The following is a 22,179-nucleotide window of genomic DNA, read 5'->3' as shown; positions in this document are numbered from 1 at the left end:
AATAGTGTTTGAGACAAGTGATACCTAAGTAAGGGTTGAGCGAAACTTGGAGAAAGTTTAATTAAGTATTCAACAGATTGAAATTGACCCTGTAGACATTGTTTTTCGTAACCGTAGCACGCGCCTGCTGTGTTAAAGGCGAGTTAAGTACGCTATTATCAGTAATAACACGTATCAATAGTAACGTTATATTGCTTCGGTTTATAAAACAATAACTTATTATAAGGATGGTTTATGTTACATCTTCATCATTTAGAAAATTCGCGTTCATTCCGCATTCTGTGGTTATTAGAAGAATTGAATGTTGACTATAAGCTAACCAGTTATAAACGCAACAAAGCTTATTTGGCGCCCGACAGTCTAAAGAAAATTCATCCGTTAGGTCATGCGCCCATACTAGAAGTAGACGATCGTGTGCTTCTTGAGTCGGGATTTATCATTGAATATCTACTCAAACATTACGACAAAGAAAAAATGTTTAAGCCAGCTGATGATAATGAAGCGGCGTGGGAGGCCTACACTTTCTGGCTACATTTTGCCGAAGCGTCCGCCATGCCACCATTAGTCATGCGTTTGGTATTCAACAAAGTGGTCGAAAAGTCACCGATGCTAGTCAAACCTGTTAGTAAGAACATCCAAAAACAAGTCGAAAGTAGCCTGATCGAAAGCAGTATTAACAATATATTAATCATGATGGAACGACAGCTGCAAGACAATCATTGGTTCGCAGGCGAGGCGTTTAGTGCGGCTGATATTCAGATGTATTTTGTGGCGGTTGCTGCCCAATCTCGTGCAGGACTAGATAATGGTCAGTACGCTAATTTATTAAACTGGCTCAAACGTTGCCAGGAACGTCCTGCTTTTAAACGCACTGAAGAGAAGGGCGGTCGCATCCAGTTTTAACTATAAAATTGCCTGTACAAAAACCCTGTGTCCAAGCTGATTTACAAGTTAAACGCTTGCGCATAAATGCCCGCGCATAAACCGCGCATAAACAAGGTAATGTAATGACAGACCCCAATAAATTGGATACTAAAACGGCTCGTACCAATGTCGAAAGCCGTACAGAACGACCGATAGATTCACAGCAAGTATCGATTAAAGCATGGTCACAAAAACTATTGGTCGCTTTGTTATGTTTGGCCAGTTTTTATGGTGGCTGGAAGTCACATGAGTCGACTATGGCCAACCAATGTTTTGCGAGCGGTGGGCAAATCGTTGAAGGTGGCAAAACTATCTTGTGTAAATTACCGTAAATCGTCTGCTTTATAAATAATAGATGCGCTATGAATAATAATTCATGCTACAGCTGACCTTCTCAGGCACATCAGCTGGTGTGCCCAATAAACAGCGCAACGTTACTGCATTGGCTGTCGAGTGCTTTAATCTTTATTCATCGGGGTCTAAACAGCACAGTTGGCAGCATAGTTCTTCTCATCTTATAAATTAGCGCTTATTATCTTCAGCTTTCAGTTGTGCTTGCCCTGTCCAAAAACGGCTGAATTGATATGCCACACGTCCTGAACGCCCACCACGCTCTGATGCCCATCGTAGCGCATCGGCCCTAATACCTGCCGCTAACTCTGCATCATTCATACTAGCATCAAGCTTCAGTGCTATATCAGTGGCATCATTAGTACTATTAATGTGCTCTTTTTGGATGGCTAAATAATGCTGAACGATTTGCAAATAGGTCTGCTGATTCATTGGATAAAAGGACAACCATAAGCCGAAGCGATCTGATAGCGATACAGTTTCATCAATGGTTTCGTAAGGATTAACTTCGTCGGTCTGCCCATTATAAATATTAACGTTATCTTTCATCAACTGCGGTAATAGATGCCGACGGTTACTGGTAGCATATACCAACAGCTTGTCCTGCTCAGAATCTAACGAGCCATCAAGCACGCTTTTTAGCGTACGATAGCTCTCATCTTGACCGCTAAATGCCAAGTCATCGCAGTACACCACATAGTGACAATTACAATCAGCAGGCAACTTATTAATGGCTGCGCGAATTTTATCTAATACCAATAAGTCATCGCGAGCAATTTCAATAATACGCAACCCTTCACTATGATAAGTTTGAAGTAGGGCGCGAATCAGCGAGGATTTACCTGCGCCGCGGGTACCGGTCATTAATACGTGATTGGCAGGGTAACCCTTTAAAAACTGCCGCGTATTCTGTACCAGTTTTGACTTTTGAGTAGCAATACCGAGCAAGTCGTCTAAGCTTAAAAACAAATTGACCGCTAACGGCTCTAGGTGACCATTACGACCACCAACCCAGCGATAGGCCAGTTGCGTCGGATCAATCTCTATAGTTGGCGTTACTTGCTGCTGTAAATACTGACTGAGTAAATCTAGCAATGGTTCAGGCAGAGCGTAAGGAGCTGATGGTTTAGGTGAGGGGGACATAATTACTCTATCGTTAATAAAAAATGAATGTGAGGTTTAATATGTATAAACTATTTTTAACAAACCACTTGTAATAGTGTGGCAGCGGCTTTTTATAAGTAGGAGGATTTGACTGTATCATGACAAATAATGCTAGCAATCGGCCTAAAACAGCAGCCATAACTCAAGCGTTGCGTGCACAAGCTAGCCAGTTGTTGCCGGTATTGACTGCGATGTTATCAACATTGGAGTATAAGGCAATTTCTCACCAGCGTATCAGTCAACAGCGCAATGATAACATTACTGGTTACCAAGGTTTAACGGGCGCCCAACATCCACAGTTTGGTAGCGTGATGATAAAGTGGGCGCTAAGCCCTGATACTAATCCTGATGCAGCTAATCATAATGTGTCTAATAATAATGCACTTAATTATAATGTATCTAATCATAGTAGGTTTAACCTTAGCCATGACGTCGCTGTTTTACATGATTTAAAACAGTCACAATCAACTAAAGCGCAAAATAACACTACGCCCATATTAACTATAGTGCCGCCAGTATTGGCTTATGACACTTTGCGAACGAACATATCAGAGCAAAACCAGCAATTCACTATGCTAGTTATGCCTTATTATTCAATGGGCAGTCTGGCGCATTATTTACATCAGCCATTAACAGACACTCAAAAACACCAACTCATTGTTCGAGTCGCGCATCTTATAGCTGATTTACATAGTAGTGGCTGGCTACATAACGATATCAAGCCAAGTAACATCTTGCTAGATGATTTTTTAGTAGATAATGCTGATTATAGCAGTATAACGCCACGCTGCTTACTGACTGATTTTGCCTTGGCTGAGAGATTGGGACAAGATTTTAATGACTGTGTTGACCAAAAGTGCGCCACAAATACTGCTGGCACGCCCGCTTATCTCGCTCCTGAACGTTGGCAAGCATATGCTGCTAGCCAGCAAAGTGATATTTACGCATTTGGGATAATGGTGTATGAAATCCTAATGGGCGCGCGTCCGTTTAAGTTAGCAACGCAAAGCAATGATCCATTAAAAGAGTGGGCGATTCAGCATTGCCAGAAACCAATTCCAGTATTGCCGGCAGAATATGGTCATTATCAGCAGGTTATTAATAAGGCATTGGCGAAGCGGGTTGAGAAGCGCTATAAAAGTATGGAGGAAATGTGGAGGGATTTAAAAAATATTAGATAACGCATATCATTGGTAGTCTTGATAGAGTGCCGCAACAGGTTTGTCATTAACGATGCTTTGACACTGGCCAAACTGTGTATTAAATGTATTTCTCATCTCATCTATTTGGCCAATATTCATTGAGTCCGCAGCAGAATAATAAGTTTTAGAGGCAACAGCGTAACGACCCAAGGTAGCTAGCGCCTCGTCACAAACCTCAAAAGGCGCAATAGTTGGTATGCGACTAACACTCACATTATCCATAATTCTATAGGTATTGTTCACCGTACTGTCTAATAAGCCAATATCTTTAGTAGCAACTGCACTTTCCAGACCTGCTTTTAAAACGGTTAACTTTTCTAGCAATATCTCCGCATCATGATGAAAGCCCTCAAAACTTTCCAAACTTATCGTAAGCTTAGGATCTGAATCGCTACTAAGAGTCGCGGCGTTAGTATCTGTTGAGGTAGCAGGTTTAAAAAAGCTTCGAAGCCCTATAAGCCCTCCTGCTAACAGTACCAACAGACCTACTGACATCCATAATCCTTTATTCATTGTTTCCTCAATAATTTAACAGTCAACTTGTTTAACCCGTTTGAATAGCGTTCGAGTATGAACTAGGTTCTGGAACATCTGAAAAAGTGTCGTTAAACATAAACAAGCTAATGTTTATGATCTTTATAGGGTGATGAGACAGGGTCTACAATTCATTGAGAAGATAGATTAAAACGAACTAAATTTTTAGTCAAAAGATATTTCTATATTCCATCCCACGCGAAAACAGCTGGGATATGAGTAAAAAGTGGCTGAAGGGCAATGTAGGTTAGGTTTAGACAGTAATAAGTAATTATTAGTAAATCCCACGAGCTATCTCAGTGTGGGAAGACAGTCAAATTTTAGATATAAAAAAACCTGCCCGAAGGCAGGTCTAGTATATGCTTGAGACAGTCGTTCAATTAAATGGATATCGTTTAATTAAAATAAGTCATTATCGAATAATGGTGGGGCTGGAGAGACTCGAACTCTCACACCTTACGGCGCTAGAACCTAAATCTAGTGCGTCTACCAATTCCGCCACAGCCCCATTTCGTTACTCTATCATCACTAGCGCTTAAATTCAAACACCGTTTAGACAGTTAACTGATTCGGTAATGCGTCTCAGTGGTTGGCTATTATATAGATTTTGATGGGTTTGGCAACCCCCTTCCGCAATTATTTCTATTATGCGCAATTTTTTTTGTACTTATTTTAATAAATAGCTGATATTACTGTGTTTTTATATTAGTCTTTTTTAAGATTTGATTGCTCCTTTATCTGAACCATTGCTGTAGATAGATTCAGCTGTTGCAGCTTACGAGTTAAGGTGTTGCGTCCCCAGCCCAGAAGGTCGGCAGCAGCTATCTTTTTACCGCCACTATGATTGAGAGCAGCGGTTAGCAATACGCGTTCAAACTCAGGCGTTGCCGCTTGTAAAATGTCTATTGCACCTGCTTGTAGAGACTGCTCTGCCCACTCCGCCAATGCTTGCTGCCAGCTTGGGTTGGTCGGCTGATCTGATAGTGGAACACTATGCTGTGACTGTATAGCGCCCTCTGCTATTACCGTTTGCGAACTGGCTTGCGAACCGGCTTGGGAGTTGATATGACTATTATTCTGCTCACCAGCTTGTTGAGTGAGAGGTTGATGCTGCTGTGTACTCGTGTGCAAATTCGTATGCAAAGCAGTATCGACATTAGCCAGTAATTCTGGTGGCAAATCATCAACCAGTACTGTGTCTCCGGTCGCCATGACCGTCAACCATAGACAGACGTTTTCGAGTTGGCGAACGTTACCGCGCCAGTCAAAGTTCTGCATGATGCGCAGTGCATCAGGTCGAATGCATTTCGGTGTGGTATTCATTTGCTTGCCGGCACTTTGCATGAAATGGGTGGTGAGTGCGGGTATATCTTCACGCCGTGCGCGTAGTGGCGGTAGTGGCAGACGAATGACGTTGAGACGATAAAATAAATCTTCCCGGAACTTGCCTTGCTGTACGAGATGTTCTAAGTTTTGATGGGTCGCTGCGATGATACGGACATTGACATTGACCGGTTGCTGACCGCCAACACGATAAAACTCCGAGTTGGCCAATACCCGTAGCAAGCGTGTTTGAGTACTAAAGGGCATGTCGCCAATTTCATCTAAAAATAGCGTACCGCCATCTGCTTGCTCAAAGCGACCTTGTCTTTGGGCGCTGGCCCCAGTGAAGGCTCCCTTTTCATGACCGAACAGTTCGGATTCAATTAAGTCATGAGGAATGGCGGCCATATTAAGCGCAATGAAAGGCTGCTGCTGTCGAGGTGAATGTTGATGCAACGCATTGGCAACCAGCTCTTTACCTGTACCTGATTCTCCGGTAATTAGCACGGTAATCGGTGAGTGCGCCAAGCGCCCGATCGCGCGAAAGACAGTTTGCATGGCTTGTGATTGACCAATGATACCGCTAGGGTTATTGCTAGCGTTTGCATTAGTTGTACCATTGGGAATGCTGACAGACTTGACGCTAGCGTTAACTGTACTTTTTTTTTGTGGCTCCGCTTTTGTTTTAGGATCAGGGGTTGCCTTAGTAGCCGTTTCATTTGATTCAGCGGTCGTATTATTAGCAGGTTGATAATTAAGAGCTTTATAAATGGTCGCAACGGCGTCATCTAAGTCAAAAGGTTTGGGTAAGTATTCAAAAGCGCCCGCTTGATAGCTGCTAATCGCTGAAGTCAGGTCTGAGTGAGCAGTCATGATAACGATAGGCAGAGCAGGAAAATGTAGGTGCACCCAGTCACTAAACGATAAACCATCCATTAGCGGCATACGAATATCGGTCAAGATCACATCCGGTAGCGGTGGAATAGGTTCGTGCTGCTGCAAGATATCGTTAAGACGCGTCCACGCCGCTTGTGCTTGGGTGAAGCTAATGACCTCAAGCCCAGCATCAATAAAGGTATCGGTTAATACCAGACGCAGTGCTGCATCGTCATCGATTAGCCATAATGTCGCAAGGTCTTTACGAGACCCACTAGCAACATCTATCTTAGATAATTGACTATTATTTTCATCTTTATTACAGTTTTCAGTCATATATATAAGCCTTAAAAAGTCATTAAGCCAGGGTGGTCATTCAGCATTCGCACTTAAGCGTTATAAGCTGGCGAGTTGAACGGTAAATATACCGTAAAACGTGTTTGGCCGCGGACTGAGCTAACGTCAATCATACCATGATGCTGGTTGATAATATCTTGCACGATAGCCAGACCCAAACCTGTTCCTGACGCACGGCTGGTCACCATAGGGAAGAATATCTGCCCAATAAGTGCAGGGTCAATACCGCAGCCATTATCAGTGATAGTTATTTGTACGACTTGCTTATGTTGCCGGCTACCGATGGTATGTTGAAAAATGACCCGCGTTTGAATATGTAGCTTCGGTTGATAGTTGCCACCCTGCTGGTCACCGTGCTGCGGATAGTTAATATGCGTCTGAGTATTAATTGCTTTGGCGGGGTTATCACTAGTGGTAATGGTTTGTTGATGCTCTATCATGGCTTCACAAGCGTTATTGATCAGGTTTAAAAATACTTGAATCAGTTGGTCTTTATCAGCGCGCAGCTCTGGCAACGACAGATCATAATCTCGTTGTACTGTTATTAAAGGGTTTTTTATCGGAGAATCTGTTATTAAAGAACTTTGTATTTGTGAATAATGACTGAGTACCAAGGTCAAGACATGTTCAATAGGCTCGTGAATGTTGAGCGCTTGCCAGTTTGGTAGCTGGTTAGAGCCTAAGAGTTGACCAATGAGCTGGGTTAATCGGTCAGTCTCTGAAATGATGATATCAGTGTAAGCACGTAGTTTTTTTGCTGTCGTTCGGATGTTTGGATCCGTGATAGCGGGTGCTGTGTCCTGGTTTTTATCATTAGGTACATGGTCGGGTGCAGTCATATCGCTGAACTTGGTAAATTGTCTTTGTAATAGCTGGGCCGCCCCACGAATACCAGCAAGTGGGTTTTTTATTTCATGGGCGACCGAGCGAAGCATATGACGCGCAACATTATATTGTTGCTGCTGGCGCTGCTCTTCTGAAATACGACTCTGACGATCTTTACCCCACATTTCAATAATAAAATAAGTCTGCTGCTCATATATGACTGGTGTCACACTATAATCCACTGTTATCGAAGCACCGCCATTCATCGGTAACCTTATAGTATGATCATGGTCAATAAAGGGCTGCTGATACTGCTGAGCTTGAATAAAGCGCTCAGTTAAAGGGCATGTTTCATCAGTATCAGATGTTATATCAGTATTTAAACCATCATTATGTAGATCATCATTATGTAGATTATAATTACTGTTTTCTTTTAATTCATCAGGTGCAAGCACGTTCAAGATAGATTTATTCAGCAACCGTCCACTACTGATGGCTAATAGTTGCTCAGCTTGAGGGTTAAGCCAGGTAATAAAGAGCCCTTCATCTACCCATAAAATAGCGGTAAATAACTGCTGCAACATAAAGGCTGAGTCGGGAGCAGGGCGAGATGATGATATTGGGTAAGCCATAAACATAGAAAACCTGGTTACTGATCATGTTAGGTATAATATTTAACCACAAATCAACACTATAGCGCGGCAAAACTGGTGATTATCATAAAAAAAACGTACAATGCGCTCAGCCAATTTATCTCAAGCAAGGTCAGCTATGCCCAAGATTTCTATCCCATCTAATGATTCTACGGTGACGATTAAGCCCACTACTTTATCTACTCATCCAGTTGATGCTCTAAATACAGAGTCGCATGCTTCTAATACGCACGGTATCAAGAACAGCGCCAGCGTATTTAATCCTGCGCAATCTCAAACACAAAATGAGCGCGTGGTAGACAGCGCTCAGCCATATCATCATAAAGCCAATCACAATCAAAACCGCAGTATCGCTCAAAGTGGCGATGCAACCATACAGGCAAACATCAGCGCGACCGCCTCTAGTCCAGCAACGACTGCGCCAAAGATTGGGTTTGTATCGTTAGGCTGTCCTAAAGCGTTGGTCGATAGTGAACGTATTATCACTGAGCTGAGCCGTGATGGTTATCAGGTTGCTAGTGATTATGAAGGCGCAGATTTAGTGGTAGTTAATACCTGCGGCTTTATCGAATCAGCGGTACAAGAGTCGTTGGATGCTATCGGTGAAGCCATTAGCAAAAACGGAAAAGTGATTGTCACTGGTTGCCTCGGCAAAGAAGCGGACAAAATCCGCAAGATGCACCCTGCGGTATTGGCAGTGACTGGCGCGCACGCCTATGATGAAGTGATTAGGGCGGTAGCGCTACACGTACCGAAGCCTGACCGCAGCACCGATAAAGATTATAATCCTAAAATAGATTTGATTAACGAGGCGGGGATTAAGCTAACGCCCAGTCACTATGCCTATTTAAAGATTTCAGAAGGCTGTAATCATCGTTGCACTTTTTGCATTATCCCAAGCTTACGTGGCGATTTGGTATCGCGCCCGATTGATAGCGTGATGAATGAGGCGATGGCGCTCAAAAACGCTGGGGTCAAAGAGCTGTTAATCATTTCGCAAGACACTTCTGCGTATGGTTTGGATTTAAAGTACAAAACCAGCTTTTGGAACGGTATGCCGCTAAAGTCTAAATTTTATGACTTATGCCAAGCGCTGAATGATTTAGGCATTTGGGTGCGTCTGCACTATGTCTATCCTTATCCGCACGTGGATAAAGTGGTTCAGTTAATGAGTGAAAAGAAGCTGTTACCTTATCTGGATATTCCCTTCCAACATGCCAGTCATAGCATCCTAAAGGCCATGAAACGTCCAGCGCATAGTGAAAATACTCTGGCACGTATTCATGCATGGCGTGCTATTTGTCCTGATATCGTCATTCGCTCAACCTTCGTGGTCGGCTTCCCAGGGGAAACTGAAGCAGACTTTCAGTGTTTGCTTGATTGGTTAGTCGAGGCACGTCTCGATCGCGTGGGCGCTTTCACTTATTCAGAAGTAGAAGGTGCAGTGGCCAACGATTTGCCCAATCCCGTACCTGAAGCTATTAAGCAACAACGTTATGAGCGCTTTATGACCTTGCAACAAACTATCTCTGCGCAGAAATTGCAAGAGAAAATTGGCAGAACCTTAACCGTATTAGTCGATGAGATTGACTTTGAAGAGAACGTTGCGATCTGCCGTAGTTATGCCGATGCGCCAGAAATTGACGGTCATGTTTATGTTGATGATATTACTACTGCTGTAAAAGTTGGCCAGTTCTTAACAGTTACTGTTGACGATGCTAGTGAATATGATTTGTTCGCCAGTTATAATGGTTAAAAAAGTGCACACGCAATTGAAGGTTAAAATTACCCAACCATGAGTAGTTTTTGCTACAATTGGCGCAATTTGGCCTGTGTTGGTTCAAAGGCTAATTTTATTTGTGTGTTAACGATTTTTATTTTTATATTAACGATAATTATAATTCAATGATAATAAGGTGACCTCATGTCTGACAAAAACCCCCGTTACTCTCGTATTCTGCTAAAACTCTCTGGCGAAGCTTTAGCTGGCGGCAAAGACATGGGTATTGATAGTGAAGTGCTTGATAAAATGAGCTTATCCATTGCGCATTTACGTGGTCTGGGGGTGCAAGTTGGCATCGTCGTGGGCGGTGGTAACTTATATCGCGGTGCGCAGCTACAAAAAGAAGGCTTGGTCGGCCGAGTTACTGGTGACCAAATGGGTATGCTAGCCACAGTAATGAATGGTTTAGCGATGCGTGATGCCCTTGAGCGCCGCAATATTAAAACCCGCTTGATGTCAGCTTTACCGATTGGTGAGGTAACCGAAAGCTATAGCAGCCGTAATGCGATTCGCTATCTCAAAAACGGCGAAGTTTGTATTTTCGTTGCCGGTACTGGCAATCCATTCTTTACGACTGATACTGCAGCCTGTTTGCGCGGCATCGAGATTGAGGCCGGTCTGATTCTTAAAGCCACCAAAGTTGATGGCGTCTATGACAAAGATCCTAGCCTGCATGCTGATGCGGTCAAATATGACGGTTTGACCTTTGATGAAGTCTTAGAGCAAAAGCTTGGCGTGATGGATTTGACTGCGATTGCACTATGCCGTGAACACAATGTGCCGTTACAAGTGTTTGATATGACTAAGCCCAATGCCTTGTTAAATGTCATTATGGGCGAAAATGAAGGCACGCGCGTTTATCATTGAGGTCATTTTATAGCCTGTAATAACCCAGTTTGTAATCAGAAAGTAACCCCTACTAATATTTAATAACATCTAACAAGCTCTAACAATAGCTAATATTATCGGCAGCGATAAATAAGGACACGTAATGATTAAAGAGATTAAGCAAGATGGCGAAGCGCGTATGCAAAAGACCCTAGAAGCGCTTGAGAGTACTTTTAGTAAAGTCCGTACTGGTCGTGCGCACGCAGGCATGTTGTCAGGCGTAATGGTGAGCTATTATGGTTCAGACACACCTTTGAACCAAGTTGCTAGCGTCAACGTTGAAGATTCGCGTACGCTATTGGTACAGCCGTTCGATCGCACTATGGTACAAGCGATAGACAAGGCCATTCGTGAAGCTGGTTTAGGCCTGAACCCAATGACTGCTGACGTCATTCGAGTACCGCTGCCTGCTTTGACTGAAGAGACCCGCCGTGATATGCAAAAACTTGCGCGCGGTGAGGCCGAAAATAGCCGGGTATCTATTCGTAATATTCGCCGCGATATGCTGGGTGATATTAAAGACTTGGCTAAAGAGAAAGAAATATCAGAAGATGAAGAACATCGCGCTAGTGATGACATTCAAAAAATTACTGATAAGTTTATCGAAACTATAGACAGTCGTCTGAGTAAGAAAGAAACGGACTTGATGGCAGTATAAGCAAAGTTTCTTGTTTAAAGTTCAAGGTCTATAGCTTCTTGCTTATAGTTTAAGCAGCTAGACTATTGGCTAAAAGGTTTTTTAATAATAGCTAGTAGTGTAATACTACTGGCTATTATTATATATCAACTGGTGCTGTATTAACTGCTTGAATACAATCAGCCCTAATGCTTGCAAGTTATATCCAGTATCTCAGCTTGTTTATGATAAGTTTGTGAATTCTATGCGCTGTACTTTTTAATTGGCATAGAGCGCGATATGATTATTTTTATATTAATAATAAGCAGTATAGTCCATGTCAATTTTCGCCCCTTTACTTCCTGTCTTTATTCCTCGTCATATTGCGATCATTATGGACGGTAATAACCGTTATGGTAAAGCCAATGATTTAAATAAGGGTGAAGGACATGTTGCTGGCAAAGATGCTTTAGATCCTATCGTTGAGTATTGTCTTGAGACTGGGGTTGAGGTATTAACTGTATTTGCGTTTTCGAGTGAAAATTGGCAACGTCCAGCAACTGAAGTAGCCTTACTCATGCATTTGTTAGCCCTGACGGTTAACGAACAAATGCCGCGCATGCATAAATACCGTATTCGGATGCGCTTCATTGGTGATCGTAGCCAGCTTACGGCTGACTTGCAACACTTACTGGCAGATGCAGAGGTCAAAACCGCCCATTTTGATGCTATGACATTAGTGATTGCCATTAGTTATGGTGGACAGTGGGACATCGCTAATGCAGCACAACAACTGGCGCAGCAGGTGCAAGACGGTCAGTTACGTGCCGAGGATATCAATAAAACTATGCTCAGCCAGCACGTACAACTGGCAGATGAGCCAGCGGTGGATATGTTAATACGTACTGGTGGAGAGTACCGCATTTCCAATTTTTTATTGTGGCAATCAGCATATGCTGAGCTGTTTTTTACCCAGACACTCTGGCCAAACTTTGCAGCACCTGAACTTGAAGCAATGGTAGTAGAGTTTGCTCAACGTCAGCGCCGTTTTGGCAAGACGAGTGAGCAGATAGAGACGCAAACTTCACAGTGATTAAAATAACCGTTAATCTAAACCAGTCTTGAACAGCGTATGCTAAACATCTAGCCACGCTTGTTAATGAAAGGTTCGTTCACCTTAAATAGTGAAAAAAGGCTATCGATGAGCTATTGTTGATTAACTGTTATAATATATCTTTGACCAGATGTCTCTCATTATTATAAGGCTCGATAAATATGTGGCAACGGATTAAAACGGCAGTCATCTTAATTATTATCGTTGGTATTGCATTATTTGCGAGCCAGACACCCGTCTTATTTGCGCCATTATTAATAGTTGGTGTCATCATTGCTGCGCATGAATGGACAAAATTGATGCCAAAATGGCGGCAGCCTATAGTTTTTGTCTTATTAGTACTGGTAGTAACCCTAATATCACTACTGTTTGAAATGACTTGGGTGTTTTGGTGGGCAGCGTCATTAATAATATGGCTGATGGCCTTGTCTTGGGTGGGCAAGTTCCCAACCCATACTAATTGGTATGGTAAACAGCTGGCATTGATGGGGGTGGTTATTCTTACTGCTTCTATTACTGCGATGTTTTATTTATGGCAACAGTCGGCGTGGTGGCTACTTTATGTATTCTTACTGGTCTGGTGTGCTGATAGCGGCGCCTACTTCGTTGGACGCAAGCTCGGTCGTCGCAAAATGGCACCGAACGTCTCGCCTAATAAAAGTATGGAAGGGCTGGCAGGTGGACTAGTAACTGGCTTGATAGTGGTTGTGGTTATCAGTGTCTTTAAGCTACAACTGACCGGCACGGCTATGATCGCTTTTGTCGCTTTATCCGCGTTCACTATTTTAGCATCAGTACTTGGTGATTTATTTGAGTCGATGTTAAAGCGCCGTGCAGGGGTCAAAGACTCGGGAACTATTTTACCCGGACACGGTGGCATCCTTGATCGTATTGATTCATTATTGTCTGCCACTCCGATATTTGCACTTGGTTTTTGGGGTCTACAACAGCTAGGTTTATTGGTGGTTTAGAAGTTTATTGGTGGTTTAGAATGAATCGTCATAGTCTTTGCCTATAGCGTAAGCCATAGAATAAATTAATCCGTGGGTAAGCTAACTCTGCTCTACTAGAGCAGAGCGACGTCTATAATCATTTGGCTTTTTATTTTCTTTAATTTCTAACGATATTTTTTATAAAGCTCTTTCATAAAATTCTTTCATAAACATCTTTTATAAAAATCTTTCATAAAACCATGGGCACGAATAGTTATGACGCAACGCATTGCCGTATTAGGCGCAACAGGCTCTATTGGCGATAGTACCTTGGCAATTCTGGCAACGCAGCTTCAAGACCATGAGGTTTACGCCTTATCCGGTTATCAGCGTTTAGATAAGCTATTTGCACTCTGTCAGCAGTTTGAGCCTCAGCGTGTTTGCGTCCCCATGATAGCAGTTGACGATTTTGCTAAGCGACTTAGTGATGCAGGTTTGCGTATTGATGTGGTGGGCGGTGCGGCGGGTCTGATAGATATTGCTACTGACTCGCAGACGGATACCCTAGTCGCAGCTATTGTCGGCGCGGCTGGCTTGTCATCGACATTAGCGGCAGCGCGGGCTGGCAAGCGTATCTTGCTGGCCAATAAAGAAGCGTTGGTTATGGCAGGACAAGTGCTGATTAAAGCTGTAAAGACCCATCATGCGACCTTGCTGCCGATCGACTCTGAGCACAATGCTATTTTTCAGTGTTTGCCATCTGCTATTCAACAGGATAACACCCAGATTCACAACCCTAGCCACGGTGTGCGCAAGTTGTGGTTAACCGCTTCTGGTGGCCCATTTTTGAATCAATCTTTTGAGCAAATGCAGCAAGCGGGGGTAGCCGAAGCGATCAAGCACCCCAACTGGTCAATGGGACAAAAGATATCTGTTGATTCTGCGACCATGATGAATAAAGGTTTAGAGCTGATAGAAGCTTGTCACTTATTTGATTTGCCAGAAGATAAGATAAATGTGGTTATTCACCCACAAAGTATTATTCACTCAATGGTAGAATATAGCGATGGCAGTTTTTTAGCTCAGCTTGGCAGTCCAGATATGAAGACCCCAATCGCGCATGCGTTAAGCTATCCTGCACGTATTAATAGTGGCTCGCAGCCGTTAGACCTATATGCGCTGAGTAATTTAACCTTTATTAAGCCAGATCTACAAAAATTTGCCTGTCTGAAATTGGCACGTCAAGCGATGCAAGCGGGGGCGCAGGCAACTATTGTGCTCAATGCTGCTAATGAAATGGCAGTCGCGGCATTTTTAGCCGGTCAAGTACGCCTGACTGACATTGCAGATATTAATGAGCAAGCGCTGAGTCAATCACAGGCACCTCTGTTAGGTGCTGATGCAGACATTGAAGACATATTAGCGATTGATGCGTCAGCACGGCGTTATACCAATGCTATCATTGCAAATATTGTCTAAAAAATATTGCCTCAGTAGGTCTAGATAAAACAAGCTTTTATAGCATAATCTCCTGTAAAATACGTCTATCAAATATCAAATATCAAAAATGTTGATTAAAACAGTAATGAGGGGTAGTGATGACGTTTTTATTAACGCTATTGGCGGCAATTTTTGTCCTAGGTCCTCTGATTGCTTTGCATGAGTGGGGTCATTATATCGTGGCACGCCTGTGCGGCGTTAAAGTCTTGACCTATTCGATCGGTTTTGGCCCCAAGCTTACTGGCTGGACCAGTAAGCGTAGCGGTATTGACTATCGTATTTCGATGCTACCGCTCGGCGGTTACGTCAAGATGCTGGATGAACGCGAAGGTGAAGTAGCAGAGCACGAACAGCATTTGGCTTTTAATCGCCAGCATCCACTGAAGAAAATCGCTATTGTTGCTGCTGGTCCTATCATGAACTTTATTATCGCTATTGCGCTGTTCTGGGTATTGTTTATGACCCCGTCTGAGCAGCTAGCGACCAAGATTGGCAGTATATTGCCCGATACGCCAGCGGCAATAGCCCAACTTCCGGCTGGTGATAAGATTGTCGCTATTGATGGTCACGAAGTACAGACATGGGAAGGGATCAATTACCGTCTAGCAGGACGTATGGGTGAGACCGACAACGTCAGCATTACTTTGCAATCGCCTACAGGTTCTGCTGAGAATTTAAAGACTTACCAAGCACCAGTCAATCGCTTTATGCAAGGTGATGCGCAAGGTAAGGATGCTTTAAGTAGCTTTGGAATGTTACCATGGCAGCCGCAGATTGCACCAGTGATTGGTGAACTGACGGCTGATGGTGCCGCCAGTCTTCAAGGTCTACAAGTTGGCGATCAAATCTCTGCTATTAATGGTATTGCAGTAACCGATTGGATTAGCGCCACTCGACTCATTCGCGACAACCCTGAGACCTTACTGAACTTCACCGTACTGCGTAATGATAAGTCAGTACAATTACAAATAATGCCGCAAGGTAAAAAAGACAATTTGGGTAACGATTATGGACAAATTGGTGCTATGGTTGCACAATCCGAAATCATCATCCCTGATGCCTATAAAACGACGGTAGTTTATGGCCCTGGTGAATCACTGGTTAAATCGTTTGAGAAGACTGAACAGCTTGCTGTGATGACTTTAAGCTCAATGGGAAAAATGCTCTCAGGTACGATTGGTCTTGACAATTTGTCTGGTCCCATTACCATTGCGAAAGTCGCCAAACAAAGTTTTGATATCAGTTGGGAGATGGTGCTATCTACCGCCGGCTTAATTAGCTTGAGTCTTGCGGTGTTGAATCTGCTGCCCATTCCAGTGTTAGATGGTGGTCATATTGTATATTACGTGATTGAGCTCATTCGTGGTAAGCCACTTTCTGAAGGGGTACAAATTGCTGGGTTGAATATTGGTTTACTCTTGCTGGTAGGTTTCATGGTGTTAGCGATTGGTAATGATATTAGTAGGCTGTTTTAATTGAGTGCGACATGACTCATAGGGAAAGGCGCGATACACTAATGGCTACGTGGGGATAGGGTTTTGATTGTTAGTCTTATATTGTGCCGTTCCTATGGCGCCAGTGGTGTACCAGTAGTAATTTTTAGTTTATTTTATGATGGGTTTTATATAGAGTGTTCTGAGTCACCCATGATTGAGTTACAGACTCCGCATTAATTGGGCTAGACAAACGGTGCTTTTTAACTTAACTTAAGCAAGTTTTTTATTGACGGATAGTGTTTATGCGTACGCCTTTATTTATGAGCGCGGCTGGGTTGCCGTTAGTTGTAGCAATGATGAGTGTTTCGGCACAGGCCGCAGAATTTGTGGTAACCGATATTGCTTTTACTGGTCTGCAACGTCTAACTCCCGATAGTCTCTATCCGGTCTTGCCTATTTCGGTCGGTGACACGGTTACTGATAGCAGTCTGGCAGCAAGTATTAAAGCGCTGTATGCCACTGATAATTTTGCTAATATCCAAAGTCGAGTGGCAGGCAGCCAACTGCGCTTTGAAGTTACTGAGCGCCCAATTATTAGCGAAGTAAATTTTGAGGGCAATAAACTTATCCCTAAAGAAGGGCTGACAGAAGGTCTCAAAAATGCCGGTCTATCGGTAGGTGAAGTGCTCAAGCAGTCGACCTTACTAGGCGTGGCTAATGAGCTACAACAGCAATATATCAGCCAAGGTTACTACAATAGCGATATTGAAGTCGACCAGACTGTGCTTGATGGTAACCGGGTCAAATTAGACGTGCGTTTTGTCGAAGGTAAGCCTGCTAAAGTCGTTGATATTAATATCATTGGCAACCAGCACTTTAGCGACTCTGAGATTAAGGACGTGTTTGCGGTAAAAGAATCCTCATGGACCCGTCTGCTATCTAAGTCTGATCGTTATGCCAAAGAAAAACTGGCCGCCAGTCTAGAGAACTTAAAAGCGCTGTACCAGAATGATGGCTATGTGCGTTTTGACGTTGATAACGCCGTGCTTAATATCAGTGAAGATAAGCGCAGTGTATTTATCGAAATCAGCCTAAACGAAGGTGAGCAGTATCAATTTGGTGACGTTAATTTCTTAGGTCAGCCAACATTTGATACTGATGAGCTACAAGAGCTCGTTACCTTTGCACCCAATGACAAGTACTCACAAACCAAGCTTGATGCGACGTCCGCGGCGCTCAAAAGCCGTTATGGCAATGAAGGCTACTATCTAGCTCAGATTCGTCCTGTGCCACGCATTAATGATGAGACTAAAGTGGTCGATATAGACTACTTTATAGACCCTGCGCGTCCTATTTATGTTCGCCGTATCAATTTTAGTGGTAACTTGGGTACGCAAGATGAAGTGCTACGCCGTGAAATGCGTCAATTAGAAGGTGCGCTTTCTTCTAACGAAAAAATCCAGCTGTCACGCACGCGTCTACTCCGTACCGGCTTCTTCAAAACTGTTAGCGTTGACGTCAAGCCTGTACCCAACCAGCCTGATCAAATCGATGTCAACTATACCGTTGAAGAACAGCCTTCTGGTAGTTCAACGATTGCTGCTGGTTTCTCCCAAAGTGGCGGTGTCACCTTCCAGTTAGAACTGACCCAAAATAACTTTATGGGTACCGGTAATCGAGTCCAAGCGGCCTTGTCACGTTCAGAAACGCGCGACTCCTACAGCCTTGGCTATACCGATCCCTACTTCACTGAAAATGGTGTGTCACAAGGCGTTAGTGCCTATTATCGTGAAACCAAATTCGATGATAGAAACGTTAGCAACTTCGTTACTGACTCTTATGGCGGTACCTTAAATTATGGTTATCCGGTCGATGAGACCACGCGAGTCAGCGCGGGTATAAATATTGATAACACGTCAGTACGTGGCGGTAGCCGACTGGGTGTTTCTAACGTCCAACAGATTGTTGATGACGGCGGTAAGTTTACTAACTTTGACAATGGTCGTACTGGATTTAAAAACGATTATATGACTTATAACCTGCTATTAGGTTGGGATTATAGTACCTTAGATCGTCCGGTATTTCCGACCAAGGGTATGAGTCACAACGTAGATGCAACTCTGGCGTTTGGTGATGCGAGTTATCAAAAACTAATCTACCGTGGTAACGTGTATCAGCCATTGTTTAAAGATTTGGTAGCACGCGGCTACACCAAAATTGGTTATGGTAACGACTTGCCCTTTTACGAGAATTTCTACGCGGGTGGTTATGGTTCGGTACGGGGCTACGAAGCCTCGACCCTTGGTCCTAGATCGAAAAGCTATAATGATGCCATTACGGGTACCGACCGTCTCCGTGACGAAGAGGTTGGTGGTAATGCCCTAGTTAGTTTTGGTACGGAATTGATTTTACCCATGCCATTTAAAGGCGACTGGGCTGATCAAGTGCGTCCAGTGCTGTTCGCTGAAGGCGGACAAGTGTTTGATACCACTGATAGGGAAGATCGTAACTTTATCGATCCTGCTACTGGTTCTGATAGACTTCCTGACCGTAGTGACGATAGTGACCCTGACAAGACTCGAACGGTACCGTTACTCACTCAAGATAATAAACTACGTTTTAGTGCTGGTGTTGGTCTCACTTGGTTTACACCTATTGGACCGATTTCGCTCAGCTATGCTGTGCCTATTGGTGATAAAGAAGGCGATGAGACTGAGAAAGTTCAGTTCCAAATTGGTAGCACGTTCTAAATTATAATCTGGACTTGTTGTTAGTTCGACTGTATTATTTCAATTTTTTATTTTAATAGGTCGCTAAGCTGATGTCTGAGCTTAGTGCTGGTCTTACTTGTATTAATCATATTAGCGTTAACTATGATAACGATTGAGCAACTTATATCCCAAATTGAGCAGCGTCAGCCAGTATTGAATAAAGCTGGGCTCAGCGCTGCCCAGTTGTGCTTGAGCCTGAATAGCGTCGGTAGCTTGACTGATGCCGAGCATACGCAGCTAACTTTTTTGGCTGACCCTCATTATATAGCCAGTCTTGCTAGTAGTCGGGCAGGAGCGGTGTTGGTTACTGAGCAATATTATGAGCAAGTACCAGAGGGGTCTTTGGCATTAGTAGTTGCAATGCCCTATCTGGCTTATGCTAGTGGTAGTCAGTTATTCGCGCGCCATTCGTCCGTCAGCGGTATTCATCCTACAGCAGTGATTGCCGATAGTGCAGTCATTGGCGAACAGGTCAGTATCGGGCCTTTTTGTGTGATTGGTGAACAGGTACACATTGGTGACCGTAGCTTTTTGGCTTCGCATGTGGCGATTGAGGCGCATACCAATATCGGTGCTGACTGTGTCTTTAAATCACAAGTAGTGGTAGGACATGATTGCATTATCGGTAATCATGTTCGGTTGCATGCTGGGGTGAGTATAGGGGCTGAAGGCTTTGGCTTTGCGCCAACGCGAAATCCTAGTGTTAGTGGTTGGGAGCGTATTGCTCAGCTTGGTCGGGTGATCATTGGTGACCATGTACGAATCGGTAGTAATACCTGTGTTGATCGCGGTGCGATTGAGGATACCGTGATAGGCAATCATGTTATTATCGACAACTTAGTACAGGTAGGACATAACGTCCATATCGGTGATGGTACGGCTATTGCGGCTAACACTGGCATCGCTGGCAGTACCACTATTGGCAAGCGTTGTATTATTGGTGGTGCTGTTGGAATCACGGGTCATATTAAGATCACAGACGATGTGACTTTGTCCGGTATGACCATGGTGACTAAATCGATAAAAGTTGCTGGTTCATACTCTTCAGGAACAACCGCGATGCCAACAGCCAATTGGCGCCGAGCAGCAGTACGTTTCCGCCAATTGGGCCATAACTAGTTCTGTCAGGGAAGCCTTATTGCCCCTGAATAAAAAACGCACAACATAAAGTTATGCTATTAACAACGTAGCACATTATTATCAAAAGCAAGTGATAGTAGCCTATAAACTAATAGCCTATAAACCAATAGTCTATAAAAATAGCAAGGAAGCTCCGTTATGAGCAGCACCGATCTCGATACTTTAAATGATGCAGACATCAAAACCTTATCTGAACAAGGTTTGACGTTACCGTTAACCTACCATACGCTCAAACATTATCTACCGCATCGCTATCCATTCATGCTGGTAGACAAGATTACGGCTTGCAAGCCTGGCGAATGCATCACTGGTATTAAGAACGTTACTATCAATGAAGAGTTCTTCAATGGACATTTCCCTGGTGAGCCTATTATGCCTGGGGTGCTAATGGTAGAGTCTATGGCTCAAGTCTCAGGGGTGCTGGGTTTCATTAGTGCTGGACTGACCGCAGAAGACGGCTATTTATATTTATTTGCAGGTGTGGATAAAGTTCGCTTCAGACGACGGGTCATTCCTGGCGATCAACTGATAATTCGCGCAAAAACTGTGATGCAAAAGCGCGGTATTTATAAGTTTGATTGTACGGTACACGTCGAAGATGAGCTTGCCGCCAGCGCGCAAGTAATGATTGCTCGTCAAGAACAACCAAAGTCTGATCATCGATAATGCATAGCATTGCCTTTATTATCATAAATTGTGCTAAAGTTCAGAACTCATCACAATTTTACATAAAAGGTTAATATTACTGTCAGCAGTAGTCGTCAGACCGCTTAATCGTAGGTATTTTTAATCACAGGTATTTTGTTTTACCATTTACTCGCATTACATGATACAAAGGCCCGAATTATGAGTCAGATCCATCACACAGCACTCATCTCACCATCCGCTAAGATCGATGAAACTGCAATCATTGGACCCTACTGTATTGTCGGTGATGAGGTGACGATCGGTGCGCATACGATTTTGCATCGGCATGTAGTAGTGACAAAGCTCACTCGTATTGGTAAGCACAATCAATTTTATCAGTTCGCCAGTATCGGCGAAGACTCACAGGATTTAAAATATGCCGGCGAGCGAACTTGGCTGGAAATAGGCGATTACAATAATATCCGCGAGGCTTGTAGTCTGCATCGTGGGACATCACAGGACAGGGGCTTGACTAAGATTGGTAGTCATAATCTGCTGATGGTAAACACTCACATTGCTCACGATTGCTTAATTGGTGATCACAATGTATTGGCCAACAATGTCGGTATTGCAGGGCATGTTACTATCGGTGATCACACGATTATTGGTGGCAACTCGGGCATCCATCAGTTCTGTAAGATTGATGATTATAGCTTGGTAGGAGGGGCCAGTTTAATCTTAAAAGATGTCGCGGCTTTTACTATGGTATCGGGTAACCCAGCGCACGTGCATGGCCTTAATATAGAAGGGATGCGTCGTAAAGAATGGTCGCAACAAACTATTGATACCTTACGCCAAGCTTATCGTATTATTTTTAGATCTGGCTTAACGACGGTACAAGCACTTACGGTACTACAAGAAGAACTGTTACCGAAAGAACCTAAAATTCAGCTGTTAATTGACTCTTTACAGCAGAGTAAACGTGGTGTTGTCCGCTAAAACTTACCCTCTTTACTCTTAATATATAAAAATATACGTTTCTCATTAAGCCATAACTATTTGTTATGGCTTTTTGTGTTTATGAACACTTGACTTTTTAAAGCGCTTAGCAGAAACTGATTATCTATAAAATTGTAAACAATTCTTTCTTAATGTTGCTAAGC

18 protein-coding genes and 1 tRNA gene are annotated in these 22,179 nt (G+C 43.4%); 14 read left to right on the top strand and 5 right to left on the bottom strand.

Annotation, left to right across the window (positions count from 1 at the left end):
* The first annotated feature begins 234 nt into the window (after positions 1 to 234).
* Positions 235 to 903 (top strand): glutathione S-transferase, encoded by a 669-nt coding sequence (locus tag H4W00_RS10785; protein WP_209958109.1) that lies wholly within the window; start codon positions 235 to 237, stop codon positions 901 to 903.
* Between the two features lie 104 nt (positions 904 to 1,007).
* On the top strand, positions 1,008 to 1,256 hold the full coding sequence (locus tag H4W00_RS10780; protein ID WP_209958107.1) for a hypothetical protein: 249 nt from the start codon (positions 1,008 to 1,010) through the stop codon (positions 1,254 to 1,256).
* 190 nt (positions 1,257 to 1,446) lie between these two features.
* On the opposite strand, the gene H4W00_RS10775 is transcribed toward H4W00_RS10780, so the two are convergent.
* Positions 1,447 to 2,418, bottom strand: coding sequence for an ATP-binding protein (locus H4W00_RS10775; protein WP_209958105.1), 972 nt, complete (start codon positions 2,416 to 2,418; stop codon positions 1,447 to 1,449).
* A gap of 119 nt (positions 2,419 to 2,537) precedes the next feature.
* Between H4W00_RS10775 and H4W00_RS10770 the strand changes: the two genes are divergently transcribed.
* Positions 2,538 to 3,620, top strand: coding sequence for a serine/threonine-protein kinase (locus tag H4W00_RS10770; protein ID WP_209958102.1), 1,083 nt, complete (start codon positions 2,538 to 2,540; stop codon positions 3,618 to 3,620).
* Positions 3,621 to 3,626: 6 nt separating this feature from the next.
* Here H4W00_RS10770 and H4W00_RS10765 read toward each other — a convergent pair whose 3' ends face one another.
* The 4 genes from H4W00_RS10765 to H4W00_RS10750 all read right to left on the bottom strand — a co-directional run bounded on the left by H4W00_RS10765 (position 3,627) and on the right by H4W00_RS10750 (position 8,188).
* The gene (locus tag H4W00_RS10765; RefSeq protein ID WP_209958100.1) at positions 3,627 to 4,154 is read right to left on the bottom strand and encodes a hypothetical protein; all 528 of its coding nucleotides are present in this window, start codon (positions 4,152 to 4,154) and stop codon (positions 3,627 to 3,629) included.
* A 444-nt stretch (positions 4,155 to 4,598) separates the two neighbouring features.
* Positions 4,599 to 4,683, bottom strand: a tRNA-Leu gene (locus tag H4W00_RS10760).
* A 197-nt stretch (positions 4,684 to 4,880) separates the two neighbouring features.
* A complete protein-coding gene (locus H4W00_RS10755; protein ID WP_209958098.1) occupies positions 4,881 to 6,710 on the bottom strand; it encodes a sigma 54-interacting transcriptional regulator in 1,830 nt (609 codons plus the stop codon).
* Positions 6,711 to 6,763: 53 nt separating this feature from the next.
* Positions 6,764 to 8,188 carry a two-component system sensor histidine kinase NtrB gene (locus tag H4W00_RS10750; protein ID WP_209958095.1) on the bottom strand — a complete coding sequence of 475 codons (1,425 nt, stop codon included), beginning with the start codon at positions 8,186 to 8,188 and terminating at the stop codon, positions 6,764 to 6,766.
* A 139-nt stretch (positions 8,189 to 8,327) separates the two neighbouring features.
* On the opposite strand from H4W00_RS10750, the gene rimO reads away from it, so the two are divergent.
* The 11 genes from rimO (at position 8,328) to lpxA (ending at position 22,015) form a co-directional block, all read left to right on the top strand.
* Complete coding sequence (gene rimO / locus H4W00_RS10745; protein WP_327192919.1) at positions 8,328 to 9,965, top strand: 30S ribosomal protein S12 methylthiotransferase RimO; 1,638 nt, start codon at positions 8,328 to 8,330, stop codon at positions 9,963 to 9,965.
* A 168-nt stretch (positions 9,966 to 10,133) separates the two neighbouring features.
* The gene (pyrH, locus tag H4W00_RS10740; RefSeq protein WP_209958093.1) at positions 10,134 to 10,859 is read left to right on the top strand and encodes a UMP kinase; all 726 of its coding nucleotides are present in this window, start codon (positions 10,134 to 10,136) and stop codon (positions 10,857 to 10,859) included.
* Between the two features lie 124 nt (positions 10,860 to 10,983).
* Complete coding sequence (frr, locus tag H4W00_RS10735) at positions 10,984 to 11,538, top strand: ribosome recycling factor (protein ID WP_209958090.1); 555 nt, start codon at positions 10,984 to 10,986, stop codon at positions 11,536 to 11,538.
* 295 nt (positions 11,539 to 11,833) lie between these two features.
* Positions 11,834 to 12,589 (top strand): polyprenyl diphosphate synthase, encoded by a 756-nt coding sequence (gene uppS / locus H4W00_RS10730; RefSeq protein WP_209958088.1) that lies wholly within the window; start codon positions 11,834 to 11,836, stop codon positions 12,587 to 12,589.
* 182 nt (positions 12,590 to 12,771) lie between these two features.
* Positions 12,772 to 13,581 carry a phosphatidate cytidylyltransferase gene (locus tag H4W00_RS10725; protein ID WP_209958086.1) on the top strand — a complete coding sequence of 270 codons (810 nt, stop codon included), beginning with the start codon at positions 12,772 to 12,774 and terminating at the stop codon, positions 13,579 to 13,581.
* Positions 13,582 to 13,818: 237 nt separating this feature from the next.
* Entirely contained in the window at positions 13,819 to 15,021 is a 1,203-nt protein-coding gene (gene dxr, locus H4W00_RS10720; RefSeq protein ID WP_209958084.1) for a 1-deoxy-D-xylulose-5-phosphate reductoisomerase, read from the top strand.
* Between the two features lie 119 nt (positions 15,022 to 15,140).
* Positions 15,141 to 16,517 carry an RIP metalloprotease RseP gene (gene rseP / locus H4W00_RS10715; protein WP_209958082.1) on the top strand — a complete coding sequence of 459 codons (1,377 nt, stop codon included), beginning with the start codon at positions 15,141 to 15,143 and terminating at the stop codon, positions 16,515 to 16,517.
* Between the two features lie 263 nt (positions 16,518 to 16,780).
* Entirely contained in the window at positions 16,781 to 19,228 is a 2,448-nt protein-coding gene (gene bamA, locus H4W00_RS10710; protein WP_209958080.1) for an outer membrane protein assembly factor BamA, read from the top strand.
* Positions 19,229 to 19,351: 123 nt separating this feature from the next.
* Positions 19,352 to 20,368 carry a UDP-3-O-(3-hydroxymyristoyl)glucosamine N-acyltransferase gene (gene lpxD, locus H4W00_RS10705; protein WP_209958079.1) on the top strand — a complete coding sequence of 339 codons (1,017 nt, stop codon included), beginning with the start codon at positions 19,352 to 19,354 and terminating at the stop codon, positions 20,366 to 20,368.
* A gap of 159 nt (positions 20,369 to 20,527) precedes the next feature.
* Positions 20,528 to 21,055, top strand: a complete 528-nt coding sequence (gene fabZ, locus H4W00_RS10700; protein ID WP_209958077.1) for a 3-hydroxyacyl-ACP dehydratase FabZ — start codon at positions 20,528 to 20,530, stop codon at positions 21,053 to 21,055.
* Positions 21,056 to 21,235: 180 nt separating this feature from the next.
* Positions 21,236 to 22,015: an acyl-ACP--UDP-N-acetylglucosamine O-acyltransferase gene (gene lpxA, locus H4W00_RS10695; RefSeq protein ID WP_209958075.1), complete on the top strand. Its 780-nt coding sequence runs from the start codon at positions 21,236 to 21,238 to the stop codon at positions 22,013 to 22,015.
* Positions 22,016 to 22,179: the final 164 nt, after the last annotated feature.

Origin of the sequence: Psychrobacter sp. PL19, from assembly GCF_017875835.1 — a bacterium.
Taxonomy (GTDB): domain Bacteria; phylum Pseudomonadota; class Gammaproteobacteria; order Pseudomonadales; family Moraxellaceae; genus Psychrobacter.
This window is presented reverse-complemented; position numbering and strand designations above follow the sequence as displayed.